The sequence below is a fragment of the Stenotrophomonas sp. Steno-Z1 genome, from assembly GCF_056393175.1.
This window is the reverse complement of record NZ_JBWJPB010000002.1, coordinates 207,741-223,043: the sequence shown is the minus strand read 5'-3', so window position 1 is coordinate 223,043 and position 15,303 is coordinate 207,741. Positions and strand designations below refer to the sequence as shown.

The 15,303-nt window shown below is 67.8% G+C and carries 10 protein-coding genes; 6 read left to right on the top strand and 4 right to left on the bottom strand.

The annotated features are described in order from the left end of the window. The first annotated feature begins 180 nt into the window (after window positions 1-180). A complete protein-coding gene (locus tag AC06FD_RS07730) occupies window positions 181-2,889 on the top strand; it encodes a hypothetical protein (protein ID WP_478077487.1) in 2,709 nt (902 codons plus the stop codon). Between the two features lie 147 nt (window positions 2,890-3,036). Here the strand turns inward: AC06FD_RS07730 and AC06FD_RS07725 are convergent, their stop codons facing one another. From AC06FD_RS07725 to AC06FD_RS07715, 3 genes are all read right to left on the bottom strand, one after another. Beyond that, on the bottom strand, window positions 3,037-3,225 hold the full coding sequence (locus AC06FD_RS07725; RefSeq protein WP_478077763.1) for a hypothetical protein: 189 nt from the start codon (window positions 3,223-3,225) through the stop codon (window positions 3,037-3,039). Between the two features lie 340 nt (window positions 3,226-3,565). Further along, entirely contained in the window at window positions 3,566-5,539 is a 1,974-nt protein-coding gene (locus tag AC06FD_RS07720) for an alpha/beta hydrolase family protein (RefSeq protein ID WP_478077486.1), read from the bottom strand. A 172-nt stretch (window positions 5,540-5,711) separates the two neighbouring features. Continuing rightward, entirely contained in the window at window positions 5,712-6,347 is a 636-nt protein-coding gene (locus AC06FD_RS07715; protein WP_259203838.1) for a LysE/ArgO family amino acid transporter, read from the bottom strand. Between the two features lie 134 nt (window positions 6,348-6,481). On the opposite strand from AC06FD_RS07715, the gene AC06FD_RS07710 reads away from it, so the two are divergent. The 4 genes from AC06FD_RS07710 (at window position 6,482) to AC06FD_RS07695 (ending at window position 12,800) form a co-directional block, all read left to right on the top strand. Beyond that, window positions 6,482-7,387, top strand: coding sequence for a LysR family transcriptional regulator ArgP (locus AC06FD_RS07710; protein WP_259203837.1), 906 nt, complete (start codon window positions 6,482-6,484; stop codon window positions 7,385-7,387). A 108-nt stretch (window positions 7,388-7,495) separates the two neighbouring features. Next, the gene (locus AC06FD_RS07705; RefSeq protein ID WP_478077485.1) at window positions 7,496-8,080 is read left to right on the top strand and encodes a hypothetical protein; all 585 of its coding nucleotides are present in this window, start codon (window positions 7,496-7,498) and stop codon (window positions 8,078-8,080) included. Window positions 8,081-8,230: 150 nt separating this feature from the next. Further along, window positions 8,231-9,928 carry a malate dehydrogenase (quinone) gene (mqo, locus tag AC06FD_RS07700; RefSeq protein ID WP_259203834.1) on the top strand — a complete coding sequence of 566 codons (1,698 nt, stop codon included), beginning with the start codon at window positions 8,231-8,233 and terminating at the stop codon, window positions 9,926-9,928. A 670-nt stretch (window positions 9,929-10,598) separates the two neighbouring features. Continuing rightward, entirely contained in the window at window positions 10,599-12,800 is a 2,202-nt protein-coding gene (locus tag AC06FD_RS07695; RefSeq protein ID WP_478077484.1) for a TonB-dependent siderophore receptor, read from the top strand. Window positions 12,801-12,950: 150 nt separating this feature from the next. Here AC06FD_RS07695 and AC06FD_RS07690 read toward each other — a convergent pair whose 3' ends face one another. Then, window positions 12,951-13,442: a hypothetical protein gene (locus tag AC06FD_RS07690; protein ID WP_478077483.1), complete on the bottom strand. Its 492-nt coding sequence runs from the start codon at window positions 13,440-13,442 to the stop codon at window positions 12,951-12,953. A gap of 209 nt (window positions 13,443-13,651) precedes the next feature. On the opposite strand from AC06FD_RS07690, the gene mdcA reads away from it, so the two are divergent. Next, complete coding sequence (gene mdcA, locus AC06FD_RS07685) at window positions 13,652-15,295, top strand: malonate decarboxylase subunit alpha (protein ID WP_259203829.1); 1,644 nt, start codon at window positions 13,652-13,654, stop codon at window positions 15,293-15,295. Window positions 15,296-15,303 lie beyond the last annotated feature (8 nt).

Below are 15,303 nucleotides of genomic sequence, written 5' to 3'. Positions count from 1 at the left end.
ACAGACTACTGCTTCACAGTCTGGCTCTTTCGTATTTGTTGCAGATACATCGCTCCGGCTCACTGCCACCATCCGCCGCGTCCAACCGCTGCCATCGGCACGGCGACGCAACGGGTAGCTGTCTCCTGTTGCATTCCCCCCACGATTTTTTTTTGCACTTGCTCGCCAGGAGAACTCCCCATGCGTCCCCACCTTCCTCTCCGCCATCCGTTGGCGGCGATGATCGCCCTTTCGCTGTGCGCCGCACCGCTGACCCACGCGCAGACAACCGACAGCGCGTGCGACCCGCTGGCCGAATCCGAATGCGAAGACAGCGCCGATAACAGCGCGCGCCGCGTCTCGCCCTGGTGGATCGGTGGCATTGCCGCGGTGGTGGCCGGTGCCGCCGCCGGTGGCGGTGGCGGCGGCGGTGGCGGCGGCGGCGGCGGTGGCGGTGACGGCGGTGGTAGTGGCGGTGGCGGTGGCGCTGGTGGTGGTGGTGGTGGTGGTGGTGGCACGGCGCCCGGCCGGGAGGGCGGCCAGTTCGGCAATCAGCAGACCCTCGTGGCCACCGGCGCCGAGGCAAGCTGGGACCAGGGACTGACCACGCGCATCGTCGGCCGCGTCCGCAACGACGGCACGCTGCACCTCAATGCCGGCACCCTGTCGGTGGCCAGCGCCGGCCAGCTGGACAACCTCGGCGTGCTGCGCATCTCCGAACGGTCCGCGCTGCTGATCGAACGCGATGGCGATGTCGACAACCGCGGCCATCTCGACCTGCGCGGCCGGATGGAACTGCAGGCCGATGCCGGCTTCGACAACTACGGCAGCGTCCAGGCCCAGGGTGCCCGCATCACCCTGGCCGGCGATGCCGACATCGAAAACCTCGGGACAATGCAGCTGGGCGATACGTTGGTGACCCTGCAGGGCGAGAGCGAGTTCGACAACGGCGAACGCCACCGCACTGCGCGGCTCGAGATGGACGGCGGCGGCTTCGTGCTGCAGGGTATGGCCGGGTTCGACAACCACGGCAGCGTGGTCGCACGCGGGGTGCTCAATGAAAACGCACTGGTCCACGCGGTCACCTCGCGCGTGGGCACTGAGCGGGACGTCATCGAAGCATTCGACAATCGCGGCAGCATCCTGCTGTCCGGGGATGCACGGGTACTCACCCTGGTCGCCGATTCACATGCCAGCACCGGCATCAACCGCTTCGATGGCAGCATCACCAGCAACGCGCGCCATCAGTCCGCGCTGCATGCAGAGGGCGCGTCGGCCACGCTGCTCAACCAGGGCACGCTTACGGTCACCGGGGACAACGCCGTGGCGATGTCCGGCGCACGCGGTGCCACGCTCATCAACGACGGCACGATCAACCTTGGCACCGCCGGAGGCAACAATGGCCAGGGGATGATCGCCATGCGCTCGGATGGCTCGGCCACGCTCAACAACCGCCGCGGCGGTGTGATCAACATCCATGCCGACGCCTCCTACGCGTTCCAGATGGCACCGGGAGGCAGCGGCCGCCTCATCAACAACGGTCAGGTCAATGTGTATGGCAACGGCAGCGGCCACAACGCCGACGCTGCCACCGACGCCGCGAACCAGCCGGGCCAGGACCTGGGCTGGCAGGCACCCCGCGGGGTCAGCGGCTATACCGTGGGCACCAATGCCGACGGCAGCGCCGGGCGTCTGGTGTTGCATCAGGGCGGACACCTGTCCGACGTGGCGGTGGATACCACGTTCACGCGGGGCACGGCCGCCTCGCAGGTACGCCTGGAAGGCGTGTTCGTGGGCGCCGACAGTGGCGAAGACAACATCCGCAGCGCCTCGGTGGTGTGGCAGGCACGAGCGGAACGCGACGAGGCCGGCACCGTCGATGTGGTGATGACCCGCAACGACTATCGCGCGCTGGCCGACGCCCCCCTGCAGCACGTTGCCGAAGCGCTGGAGGCAGGCTACGACAGCAACGCGCTGTACCACGGCCTGGAAGTGGCTGACGCCGCAGAGTTCAATCGCGCCCTGTCGCAGCTGTCCGGCTCGGATGTCGTGGCCGCCAGCATGCGTGCAGGCGCCAACGGCGATACCTTCTGGTCAAGCCTGGCCCGCGCGCGGGCGGTCGAGGGTCACCGTCTCGTGGCCTTTGGCGCAGACGCTGGCACCCGCCATGGCGTACAGGGCACCGGTAGCGCGGTGCAGGTGGCGGTCCCGCTGCGGGGAGGCGGACAACTCCAGCTGAGCACTGGCCTGCTCGCATCGGACATCGCCACCGAAGGGGGACAGACCCGCAACCAGTCGCGCTTTGCCGGCGTGGGCATCGGGCAGACACTGGGCGCGTTCAATCTGCAGCACACCCTGGGCAATGAGTGGCATCAGCTGGACGGCCTGCGCCAGTTGAGCTGGGGCAGCGTCCAGCACAGCGCACACAGTCAACGCACGCTGTCGCGGAGCCGCATCGGCAGCATGCTCAGCCGCGAGCTGGTTGCCGGCGGCCTGCACTGGCAACCCCGCCTTGGCGCACATGCGTACCACAGCCGCGAAGCGGGTTTCCACGAATACGGTGCCGATGCATTCGGCCTGTCCGTCGGCGCCGGTACCCGCCGGGGCGTGCAATGGGAAGCCGGCACCGGGATGACGGGGCGGCTGAGTCAACGTTGGACGGTGCGGGGCGACGCAGCCCTGATCGGGTCGCTGGCCTACCGCGCCAGTGATCGTGTTGCCACGCTGCACGGCGCGGGGGGCCACGCCTTCGTGTTGCCGGGCACCCGGCCAACCGGACTGGATCATCGCCTGATGCTGGGGGCGGACTACCAGCACAAGCGTTTCAGCCTGGGCGCATCGCTGATGGCGCAGCGCCTGCTGGGCAGCGCGGATCGCCAGGCGCAGCTGCACGCCAGCTACGCGTTCTGACCCGATAGCACACGTGCCTGGACACCCCGGCAGACCGTCCATGCCACCGACGTGGTGGCATGGACGCGGGCGCAGTCGTTCAGATGACAGGCGCGCAGAAGCGCCTGTGCCGTGGACTGCGCCATCGGCACGGGCGCGGCCAGGCATTTACGCCGCCTTCTCCCCGGCACTGCCGGTGCCGGCCGTGGCGGTCGTTCCCTCCAGGCTTTTGGCCAGGAACGCCAGCAGCCGGGTGTAGTACTCGCAGCGATGCGGGTCGGTGTAGAAGCCGTGACCTTCGGTGGCGCAATGCAGCGACTCCACCGGTACGCCGGCCTTCTTCAGCGCCGCTTCCAGTGTTGCGCGGTGGCCGGAAGGAGCCGACCATCTTCATGTCCTTGCTGCCGAGGATGGCCACCGCCGTGGAGTCCTCCAGCGGAATGGTCGCCGCTACATAGGCGCCGTCCGGCGAGAGGGTGATGTCGGCGAAGGCTTCTTCGCGCAGGAAGGCGTCCAGGTCCACGGCGCTGGCGGCGTTCGGCAGCCAGCCGCCCGCCACGCACAGCAGCGCGGCCAGTACACGGTTGTGCATTGTTTTTCCCCTTGGTGGTGCGGGCCCCTGCCCGCGCCGAGTACACAACCGCGGTCCCCGGCAGCGGCGCGTGAGCGCGCCATTGCCGGGGCCGCGCTCAACCGGTCACGGCTGCGCCGCCGTCGCGGCGTTGGCGGTTTCTCCGCCGAGGCTGCGTGACAGGAAGGCCAGCAGCTTGCTGTAGTACTCGCGGCGATGCGGGTCGGTGTAGAAGCCATGGCCCTCGGTGGCGTAGTACAGCGACTCCACCGGTACGCCAGCCTTCTTCAGCGCCGCTTCCATGCGCTTGGTGTGCTGGATCGGGGCACGCTGGTCTTCCCCGCCGGCGGCCAGGAAGACCGGCACCTTGATCTGCGCGGCGAGATTGACCGGCGATACCGCGGCCAGCTTCTGCGGGTCGCCCAGCCAGTCCTTCAGGAAGGTTTCGCCGGATTTGCTCTGTTGCGTATCGCCCCGGGTGAACATCATCGGCAGGTCGTACACGCCGACGTAGCCCGCCGCGCACGTGTAGAGCGCGCCCTCTTTCGCCGCGCCCATCAGGGCCGCATAGGCACCATAACTGGCGCCATAGATGCAGATCTTCGCGGGATCGGCGTGGCCCTGGGCAATGGCCCAGCGGGTGGCGTCGGTGACGTCGTCCTGCATGCTGCGCCCCCACTGCCCGGCGCCGGCCTGCTCGAAGCTGCGGCCATAGTTGCTGGAGCCGCGGAAATTGACCTGCAGCACGGCATACCCGGCCGCGGCGAGCAGCTGGCTTTCACTGTCGTAGCTGCCCGAATCAAACACGTGGTAGGGGCCGCCATGCGGCAGCACCACCATCGGCAGGCGGCTGCCGCTCTTGCCGGCCGGAACGGTCAGGAAGCCATGCAGCTCCAGTCCATCGCGCGCCTTCACCACGATCGGCGTGACCTTGGCCGCCTTGGCCGGCTCCACCCAGCTGCTGCGGCTGATGAGGTGGTCGGCCTTCTTGGTCTCGTTGTTGAAGAGGTAGAAATCGCCGGGGTTCTGCCCGGACCAGGCCTGGATCAGCAGCAGCTTGCCGTCACGGGAACTGGAGGTGATGTACACCGCATCCCCGCCGAACGCGGCTTCGAGGCTGCGATACAGCCGCGCATCGGCCGAGGTTTCATCGAAGAAGCGGGTCCGCGGGGTATCGCCCAGGAACAGCGCCCCGACCGGGATCGCGGTGCCGGGACGGACGATCACCGCGCTCGGATCCACCTGCGGGTCGCGCAGCACGGTGGCGCGCTTGCCGGTCTTCGGGTCCCAGGAGACGATGGCATCGGGGCCCTGTGCCTGCTCGCTGCGCAGGTAGGCCAGCGAGCCGTCCGCCGAGAAACCCAGCGCGCGCTCGATGCGGTGCGTGGCGGCCTCGTCGTTGACCAGCTTCCAGGTGTCGCCGGACCCTTCGCGGTAGTAGAGCTTGTTGACGTTGTCGGTGCCGGCCCCATGCGCGAACCGGACCTGGCCGTCATGGTCGCTGACGAACCGCGTATTGCGCACCGGCGAGCGGGCCACGGTCTGGCGGCGGCCGCTCTGCACATCCAGCCTGTCCACGCGGCTGAACGGATCACTGGTGAACGGCATGATCGACACCAGCACGTTGCGGTCGTCCTGGGGCAGCGGGTCGATGAGGAAGGCCGCCACGTCCTCCACTTTCTTGGGCTGGATGCGGGTGCCGGGCCCATTGCTCTCGACCCGGTAGCCGACCAGCAGCTCGCCGCGCCCGCCGTCGGCGTTGATGGCGTACAACTCACCGGTCAGGCTAGGCTCGTCGAGGGCGCCCCACTTCTCCGCCAGGCTGATCAGGACGCGGTTGTTGTTGACCCAGTTGAAGTCTTCGGCGTGGTTCTTCGGCGGCGGCACGAACGAGCCGACCACCTTGTTGTCGCTGGTCCGCAGGATCGCCAACGCGGTGCGGTCCTCCATCGGCACCGTCGCGGCGAAATAGGCGCCATCCGGGGAAAGCTTGATATCGGCGAAATCATCGCGCTTGAGGTAGCGGTCCAGATCCACCGCGCCGGCCTGCCCCACCAGCGCTCCCCACATGGCCAAGGCCACCCAACCTGACTTGCGCATCCTTATCCCCCTGTCTTCCGGACACCCTGTCCGGGTGCCAGATTCTAGACGTAACCTGAACACCCAGACCAGTGGGGGAAGGCGCGCCGTGGGGTAGGCGGTTTCCGAGGTGTCGCCCATAAAAAATGGCACCGCAAGCGGTGCCATTGAAGGAACGCATCGAGGAGAGAGTTCAATGCATGCCGCGGAACGCGAGGGTCAGCGCCAGGATCGACAGGATCACCGCGATGGTGCCATCGAGGATGCGCCAGGTTTTCGGCTTGGTGAACAGCGGGGCCAGCAGGCGCGCGCCCAGGCCCTGCGCGGTCAGCCACAGGCAGCTGGCGGTGAACACCCCGGCGGCGAAGGCCATGCGTGCATTGCCGAAGTTCTCGGCGATGCCGCCGATGACCATCATGTCCAGCCAGAAGTGCGGATTGATCAGCGAGAAGCCGACCGCCGACATCAGCACCGCGCGGCGCGAGGTACTGTCGCCGTCGTCCACGTGCATGCCACCGCCGCCGGCCAGCGCGCGCCGCGCCGACTGCCACGCATACCAGGCCAGGAAGGCCACGCCGCCCCACAGCACCACGGTGGTGAGCCACGGCAGCGCCTGGGTGAGCGTGCGCAGGCCGGCCACGCTGGCGAAGATGAAGATGCCATCGATGGCCGCACAGGTCGCCACGACCGGCACGATGTGCTTGCGCAGGATGCCCTGGCGCAGGATGAAGGCGCTCTGTGCACCGACCACCGCGAACAGGCCGATGCCGGTCGCAGCACCACTGAACCACGCGGCCAGACCGGGGCCGCCGGAGATGATGGAGAACATGGGTTACCGCCTTGTCTTGCTACTGGGGCGGTGCCTCGCCAAGGCGTACAGCACCGGATGGCGCGCATTGTCGCGCCGCAACATGAAAAAGTAGAGCTAAACTTGCTTAACCCACATTAGCCAGGCTTAAGAACATGCGGATCGATCATGCCCAGCTTCGCGCGCTCGCCGCGGTGGTCCGCGAAGGCAGTTTCGAGCGCGCCGCGCAATCGCTCAACGTCACGGCCTCGGCGGTATCGCAGCGGATCAAGGCCTTGGAGGACCGCGTGGGACGCCTGCTGATCAAGCGTTCCTCGCCGGCGGTGGCGACCCCGGAAGGCCAGGTGCTGGTGCAGCTGGCCGAGCAGACCGCGTTGCTGGAGCACGATGCACTGCACCGGATGGGCATCGCCGACGAAGACCTGCCCCACGCCAGCATCCCGGTGGCGGTGAACCACGACAGCCTGGAGACCTGGTTTCCCGATGCGGCGCGCAGCTTCTCGCAGCAGACCGGCACCACCCTGGACCTGCGCCTGGAAGACCAGGACCACACGGTGGCGCTGCTGCGCCAGGGCGCGGTGCTGGGCGCGGTGACCACCCTGGACGAGCCCGTGCAGGGCTGCCAGATCCACGCACTGGGCAGCATCCGTTACGCGGCCACCTGCACCCCGGCCTTCCATGCGCAGCACTTCGCCAAGGGGGTCAACGCGCAGTCGCTGGCGCAGGCGCCGGTGCTGGTGTTCAACCGCAAGGACGACATGCAGGCGCGGTTCGCGCGGCGGCTGGCCGGCGAGGACCTGCCGTTGACCGCGCCGACCTGGTGGATTCCCTCCACCCGCGCCTTCGTGCAGGCCAACCTCGGCGGGCTGGGCTGGACGATGAACCCCCTGCCGCTGGTGCGCCGCCACCTGGAGGCCGGGCGCCTGGTATTGATGAAGCAGCGCGCGTGGGAAGACGTGCCGCTGTACTGGCAGCACTGGAAGGGCGATGTGCAGACCATGGCGCTGCTGACCCGGGCGGTGCTGGACGCGTCGGCCACGCTGGTGCGGAAGAAGCGCTGACCACCGCGGCGTAACGGGTACCGCTGCCCGGCTGCCCCGCCGTCGCCCTACACGGGCCGTCAACCCCGCCCGGCGCAGCATCGGCGCATTCCAAGGGTGGGGGCATCGATGGACAGCGATCCGGTCTACCTGCACATCCGGGTGGTGCTGAGCATCATCCTCGGCCTGAGCATCACCACCCTGCTGCGCGGGCTGGCCTCGATCATCGAGCACCCCGAGCGCCGCGGCTGGTCGTGGATCCACCTGTGCTGGGTGCTGTGGGCGCTGATCTCGGTGGTGACGTTCTGGTGGTGGGAGTTCCGCCTGGGCGAGGTGCGGCAGTGGACGTTCGGGCTGTACCTGTTCGTGATCGCCTACTGCGCGGCGTGGTTCATGCTGTGCGTGCTGCTGTTCCCCGACGACCTGCGCAGCTTCGGCAGCTATGAAAACTACCTGCTGCAGCGCCGGGGCTGGTTCTTCGGGATGCTGGCGCTGCTCACCCTGCTGGACCTGGGCGACACCGCGATCAAGGGCCACAGCCGCTGGCAGATGCTGGGCCCGGCCTATCCGCTGCATACGGTGCTGATGCTGGCCATCGCGGCGCTGGGCGCCGCCTGCCGGGACCGGCGGGCGCAACTGGGACTGGCCGTGGCCGCGCTGGTTTACCAAGCCGGCTACTTCCTCGGCGAGTACTTCACCCTGGCCAGCGATTGAGGCGATCACCCCGGGTCGGATGCTGCGTTGCACCAGAAACCCGTCGAAAGGCGATAAAATCGCCATGAGGATCGCCCAAGCGCTTGTTTCTTCACGCCTCTTCCCCATGGCGTGGGCATCCTGTTCACATCTCCCCCTCCCGAGATCCCCATGAAAAAATTTGCCAAGGTCGTCCTCGGCCTGCTCGTGCTGTTGCTGCTGACAGCCGCGATATTCCTGTACTGGCCCCTGCATCAGCGCTCGGTCCCGGCCGCCGGCAACGACAAGCCGGTCGACGTGGTCCTGGTCGGCGGCGGCATCATGAGCATCACCCTGGCCACGTTCCTGCAGGAGCTGCAGCCGGACTGGAACATCCAGGTGTACGAGCGCCTGGACGGCGTGGCGCTGGAGAGTTCGGACGGCTGGAACAATGCCGGCACCGGGCACTCGGCCTTCGCCGAACTCAACTACACCCCCGAACTGCCGGACGGCAGCATCGAGACCAAGCGTGCGGTCGGGATCGCCGAGCAGTTCGAGATCTCGCGCCAGTTCTGGTCGCACCAGGTGCGCGAAGGTCGGCTCAGCCAGCCCTCGGACTTCATCAACCCCACCCCGCACATGAGCTTTGTGTGGGGCGATGACAACATCGCCTACCTGCACAAGCGCCAGCAGGCGCTGGTCAAGAACCCGCTGTTCTACGGCATGCAGTATTCCGAGGATGCCGCGCAGATCAGGCAGTGGGCACCGCTGCTGATGGAGGGCCGCGACCCGCAGCAGAAGGTGGCCGCCACCTGGATGCCGCTGGGCACCGACGTCAACTTCGGCGTGATCACCCGCCAGCTGACGGCCGGCCTGCAGCGCAGCCCCAACTTCCAGCTGCACCTGCAGCACGAAGTGGGCGCGCTGCGCCAGAACGAGGACAAGACCTGGAACGTGACCGTGAAGGACCTGAAGTCCGGCAACGAGTCCACGATCAAGTCGCGCTTCGTGTTCATCGGTGCCGGTGGCGCCGCGCTCAAGCTGCTGCAGCTGTCGGGCATCCCCGAGTCGAAGGACTACGCCGGCTTCCCGGTGGGCGGCCAGTTCCTGGCCTTCCAGTCTCCGGCGATCGCCGGCCGTCATTCGGTCAAGGCCTACGGCATGGCTGAAACCGGCTCGCCGCCGATGTCCGTCCCGCACCTGGACGCACGCAAGCTGGACGGCAAGCCGGTGGTGCTGTTCGGGCCGTTCGCGTTGTACAGCACCAAGTTCCTCAAGCACGGTTCGTGGTTCGACCTGTACTCCTCGGTCAACCACAACAACGTGGCAGGCATGCTCGACGTGGGCATGGAGAACCTGGACCTGGTGAAGTACCTGATGGGCCAGGCGCGTCTGAACGACGCTGACCGCCAGGCCGAACTGGTCAAGTATTTCCCCAACGCCAAGCGCGAGGACTGGACACTGGTTACCGCCGGGCAGCGCGTGCAGATCATCAAGCGCGACCCCGAAAAGGGCCCGGTGCTGCAGTTCGGCACCGAGATCGTGACCGACAAGGACCACACCCTGGCCGCGCTGCTGGGCGCCTCGCCGGGCGCGTCGACTTCGCCGCCGATCATGCTGGACCTGCTGAAGAAGGCCTTCCCGCAACAGATGGCGGCCGGCTGGGAAGCGCAGTTGAAGCAGATCGTGCCGTCCTACGGCCGCAAGCTCAACGAGAGCCCGGTGCTGACCAACGAGATCCGCCGCCAGACCAGCGAGACGCTGAAGCTGCCCTACCTGGACGTGCCGGTGGAGAACGCGACCACCCCGGCGGTGATGCTGACCCCGCCGCCGGCCACCGCCCCGGCGCAGAAGAAGCGCAACGCCAACGAAGAACTGCAGGCGCTGTAAGCCTGCCTGCTGCGGCGTTGGCCGCGCGGTGGAAAACGAGATCCGGCCCCGGCGTGGGCCGGATTTTTTTTTGCGCGGCGGTCGGTGGGTCGGGCGCTGGGCCCCATGCCCTTGGAGGCGAAATAAAGGAGGAGGCCGCGCAGCGGCCGGGGGCGTCGCCGGAAAGGGCATGGGGCCCAGCGCCCGACCCACCGACCAGAGTCAAAAGCCAGCGTTCCCGCTTGTCTCCGCAAGCCGAGCCCCGTAGCGGCCGGTAGGCTCCTGGGCAAAATCAAGGAGGAGGCCGCAGGCCGAGGGACACTACGCCAAGGGCTTACCGGCCGCTACGGGCCCCCACGCTCGCGGCAATGCCGAACGGAGACCCACCGGCTCCGGCTATCGCACCACCGCGGTTCCGCCCCCGCGTCAGGCCCCCATACCGCATTAAGGAATTGTAAAGCGAATGAGAACGCTTTACATTTACGCACCCCTGCGCTGCCGGCGCGGGCCTGGCCGGAACCCATGGACGGCCGCCGGGCCCTGCTCACCACCCACGGCCGCTACGGTGCCGACCCCGCGTCGGGTTCCACCCCTCCCTCAGAAGGACCTAAACGCCAGGCGCTTCCGGTGCCCGGCCTGCCGTGCCCGCTGCCTGCTGCTTCCCCCTCCGAGACCGATTCGAGACCTGCGCATGACCTTCCGCGATCTTCCGCCCCGCACCTTCCGCCGCGCCCCGCTGAGCCTGGCCCTGCTCTCCGTGCTGTCGCTGGCCTCCCCACTGGCCTTGGCCGACGCGCTTGCCGATGCCGGCGGCAATGCCGATGCCAAGACCCTGGACAAGGTCAGCGTCGTCGGCGATCGCGCCGCGCCGGCCAGCACCACCCGCCTGCCCATGACCCTCCAGGAAACACCGCAGTCGGCCACCTCGATCAGCCTGCAGCGCCTGCAGGACGAATCGCTGTTCAGCATCAACGACGTGATGCGCACCGTCACCGGCGTCAGCGTGTCCTTCTACGATACCCAGCGCCCGCTGTACTACGCGCGCGGCTTTGCGATCACCGACTTCCAGGTCGACGGCATCCCCACCTACAGCGGCTCGACCAACCAGGAATACGACACCGCCTTCTACGACCGCATCGAAGTCATCCGCGGCGCCAACGGCCTGCTCAGCGGCGCCGGCGTGCCGTCGGCCACGGTCAACCTGCTGCGCAAGCGCCCGGGCAAGGAATTCGATGCGTCCTTCTCGGTGAGTGCCGGCAGCTGGGACTACCAGCGCATGGAAGCGGACGTGACCGCACCGCTCACCGCCGACGGCCGCTACCGCAGCCGCGTGGTCGCTGCCTACACCGACCGCGACTTCTATTACGACCGCTACAAGGAAAACAAGATGGCCGGCATGGCCGTGCTCGAAGGTGACGTCACCGACAGCACCACCGTCACCGTCGGCTACCAGACCCAGGACAACAACCCGGTCGGCTCGACCTGGGGCACCGTGCCGTTCTTCGACAGCCAGGGCAACTTCGTGCACCTGCCGCGCTCGACCAACCTGGCCCCCAAGTGGAGCTACTGGCAGCGCGAAACCAGCACCGTCTTCGCCAACCTCGAGCAGCGCTTCGGCGACGACTGGCTGCTGAAGATCAACACCGCCTACACCCGCGGCAACGTGCAGAACATCCGCCTGTACGGCACCGGCTACCCGGACCCGGCCACCGGCTCGGGCATCTACCTGCGCACCGCCGCAGGCGATTCGGAAGACACCCGCCGCAACGTCGATGCCTACCTCACCGGCACCTTCAACCTTTTCGGCCGCGAGCACGACGTGACCGTGGGCGCGCAGTGGGCCGACCTGGAAAGCACCACCAACACGCTGGCGCTGAACTATCCCACCGACTGGGCGCGCTGCGGCACCGAGCGCTGCTATTACATTCCCAACATCTACAGCTGGGATGGCGACATCTCCGAGGTCACCTACACCCGCACCGGTGCGCGTCGCGTGGCCAAGACCACCCAGAGTGGCGTCTACCTGGCCACCCGCCTGCGCCTGGCCGATCCGCTGTCGCTGATCGCCGGTGCACGCCTGAGCCGCTGGCAGACCCTGACCCGTGCCTACAACGCCGCCGGCAGCTACACCGCCACCAGCGGTGCCTACAAGGTCAGCGATGAAGTCACGCCCTACGTGGGCCTGGTGTACGACATCACCCCCAACGTGTCGGCTTACGCCAGCTACACCGAGATCTTCAATCCGCAGAACTACAAGGACAGGAACGAGAACCTGCTGGCACCGGTGCAGGGCTCGAACCTGGAAGCCGGGATCAAGACCCAGTGGTTCGACGGCCGCCTGACCGCCAATGCCGCCGTGTTCGAGGCCAAGCAGGACAACTACGCGGTGCGCGACATGCGCGTGCCGGATGGCTCGCTCAGCGACGGCAGCTCGGCCTACATCGGTGTCAATGGCACCAAGGTGCGCGGCTGGGAAATGGACATCAACGGCGAGATCCTGCCCGGCTGGACGGTCAACGCCGGCTTTACCCACGTCAAGATGACCCGCGCCGCCACCGACCTGCTGTACGCCAACCCGGCCGAGGACCTGCTGCAGCTCAACACCCAGGTGCAGCTGCGCGGCGCGCTGGCGCGCCTGAGCGTGGGCGGCGGCGTGCAGTGGCAAAGCAAGGTGCAGGGCTACAACATCCCCTACCCGCTGGGCGGCACGGTCACGGTGAACCAGCCGGCGTACGCGCTGGTGCAGTTCAACGCCAACTACCGCATCAGCGACAACTGGACCGCCACGTTGAGCGTGCGCAACGCGCTGGACAAGACCTACTGGGCCAACCTGGACTACAACAACTACGGCGAGCCGCGCTTCGTGGCGGCCAGCCTGCGCTGGAAGTTCTAAGCCCCCCTGTGCGTTCGCCGGCCACCGTCCGGCGAACGCACGGGCCAGTGCCGGACGTACCCCAGGCGATGGCGCCAGCGCGGGCTCATGCGATGTTCGCGGCGCAGCGACCGGTCGGGGACGTACGCATCGCCCCCAGGCGGCGCACCGTCAACGCGGCGGCTGGACCTGGTTGCACCAGCGTCGTGCCAGCAGCAGCCCGGCGGAACAGACGAACGTAAACCAGGCGCTCAGCGCCACCCACAGCAGGACCCACGCCACCACGCGTTGGTTGTCCCCGCAGACCAGCAGGGTGCCGACGCTGGCCAACAGCGAAACGCCGGCGATGATCGCCCTGCGCTTCAAGCGACGCAGGTGGGCGATGCGGCTGTCCGCATCCAGCGAGGCGAGCGTCTGCCGGGCGTGGGCGATACGGTGCGTCAGCCGCTGTGCATCGCGGCGGGCAAGGAGGCTGCGGACGTCCCACCACACTATCAGGGCCAGCACTGCGGCCAGTGCCGCGGTGCCCGGGGATGGCCTGCCCCGCTGGATGACCTCGTGCCCCAGCGCTCCCAGCGCCACCAGCAACAACACCCCGAACCCCAGCGCGCGCAGGCCTCGACTGAAGCGCCCCAGGTTTTCCAACAGCTTCCCCACCGCCATGGCACGTTCTCCCCCAACGCGGGAGGCCGCCCCGCAGTCTGCTGACAGTACAGGTGGGAAGCGTCACGGGAAATGGAGGCGCGCCTCCCGCCTGCGCGGAGACGCCGATCTGGCTGAATGGGCGAACCCGACCGATTCGCTGCGCTGCGACTTGCACACCCCTTCGTAATTATGGCGTAATTATCTCAACGTCATGCGGAAGTCCGTCGATGAACCCGAGCTGGGACACACTGGAGCGAGGCCGCCAGGCGCGGCTGGACCGCGCAGCGCCCTGGGCCCGCGGCCGGGAGGTGGCGGCCGGCGATATCGCCGGGTTGCTGCACGCCCTGCTCGAACCGGGCGACAAGGTCTGCCTGGAGGGCAACAACCAGAAGCAGGCCGACTTCCTCGCCCAGGCCCTGGCCGACCTCGATCCGGCGCGCGTGCACGACCTGCACATGGTGCAGTCGGTGCTGTCGCTGCCCGCCCACCTGGATGTGTTCGAGCGCGGCATCGCCTCGACACTGGACTTCTCCTTCTCCGGGCCGCAGTCGGTACGGCTGGCCAACCTGGTCGCCGAAGGCCGCATCCGGATCGGGGCCATCCATACCTACCTGGAACTGTTCGGCCGCTACTTCATCGACCTCACCCCGCGGGTGGCGCTGGTGGCCGCGCAGGCGGCGGACCGGCACGGCAATCTCTACACCGGCCCGAATACCGAAGACACCCCGGTGATCGTCGAAGCCACCGCCTTCGGAGGCGGCATCGTCATCGCGCAGGTCAACGAGATCGTCGATAGCCTGCCCCGCGTCGACATCCCCGCCGACTGGGTCAACTTCGTGGTGCAGGCGCCGCGCCCGAACCATATCGAACCGCTGTTCACCCGCGACCCGGCGCAGATCTCCGAGATCCAGGTGCTGATGGCGATGATGGCGATCAAGGGCATCTACGCCGAATACGGGGTCAACCGGCTCAACCATGGCATCGGCTTCGACACCGCGGCGATCGAACTGCTGCTGCCCACCTATGCCGAATCGCTGGGGCTGAAGGGCAGGATCTGCCAGCACTGGGCGCTCAATCCGCACCCGGCGCTGATCCCGGCCATCGAGTCGGGCTTCGTCAAATCGGTGCATTCGTTCGGCTCGGAGCTGGGCATGGAGAAGTACATCGCTGCCCGCGGCGATGTGTTCTTCACCGGCGCCGATGGTTCGATGCGCTCCAACCGCGCGTTTTCGCAGACCGCCGGGCTGTACGCCTGCGACATGTTCATCGGCTCCACCCTGCAGATCGACCTGCAGGGCAACAGCTCCACGGCCACCCGCGACCGCATCGCCGGCTTCGGCGGCGCGCCCAACATGGGGTCGGATGCGCGCGGCCGCCGCCACGCCAGCGATGCCTGGCTCAAGGCCGGCCAGCAGGCCGCGCGCGCGGGCGAGATGCCGCGCGGGCGCAAGCTGGTGGTGCAGATGGTGGAGACCTTCCGCGAACACATGGCGCCGGCATTCGTCGAGCGCCTGGATGCCTGGGAACTGGCCGAACGCGCGGCCATGCCACTGCCACCGGTCATGATCTACGGCGACGACGTCAGCCATGTGCTCACCGAGGAAGGCATCGCCAACCTGCTGCTGTGCCGCACGCCGGAGGAGCGCGAACAGGCGATCCGCGGCGTGGCCGGTTACACCGCGGTGGGCCTGGGCCGCGACCGCGCGATGGTCGAGAACCTGCGCGACCGCGGCGTGATCAAACGCCCCGCCGACCTCGGCATCAACGTACGCGATGCCAGCCGCGACCTGCTGGCGGCGCGTTCGGTCAAAGACCTGGTGCGCTGGTCGGGGGGGCTGTACGACCCGCCCAAGCGCTTCCGCAACTGGTAAGGGACGGC

Bases quoted from the DNA above. Each gene is read 5' to 3' on its own strand.
- AC06FD_RS07730 (WP_478077487.1), top strand. From the start codon at position 181: ATGCGTCCCCACCTTCCTCTCCGCCATCCGTTGGCGGCGATGATCGCC.
- AC06FD_RS07715 (WP_259203838.1), bottom strand. From the start codon at position 6,347: ATGTTCTCCATCATCTCCGGCGGCCCCGGTCTGGCCGCGTGGTTCAGT.
- AC06FD_RS07690 (WP_478077483.1), bottom strand. From the start codon at position 13,442: ATGGCGGTGGGGAAGCTGTTGGAAAACCTGGGGCGCTTCAGTCGAGGC.
- AC06FD_RS07710 (WP_259203837.1), top strand. From the start codon at position 6,482: ATGCGGATCGATCATGCCCAGCTTCGCGCGCTCGCCGCGGTGGTCCGC.
- mdcA (WP_259203829.1), top strand. From the start codon at position 13,652: ATGAACCCGAGCTGGGACACACTGGAGCGAGGCCGCCAGGCGCGGCTG.
- AC06FD_RS07705 (WP_478077485.1), top strand. From the start codon at position 7,496: ATGGACAGCGATCCGGTCTACCTGCACATCCGGGTGGTGCTGAGCATC.
- AC06FD_RS07720 (WP_478077486.1), bottom strand. From the start codon at position 5,539: ATGCGCAAGTCAGGTTGGGTGGCCTTGGCCATGTGGGGAGCGCTGGTG.
- AC06FD_RS07695 (WP_478077484.1), top strand. From the start codon at position 10,599: ATGACCTTCCGCGATCTTCCGCCCCGCACCTTCCGCCGCGCCCCGCTG.
- mqo (WP_259203834.1), top strand. From the start codon at position 8,231: ATGAAAAAATTTGCCAAGGTCGTCCTCGGCCTGCTCGTGCTGTTGCTG.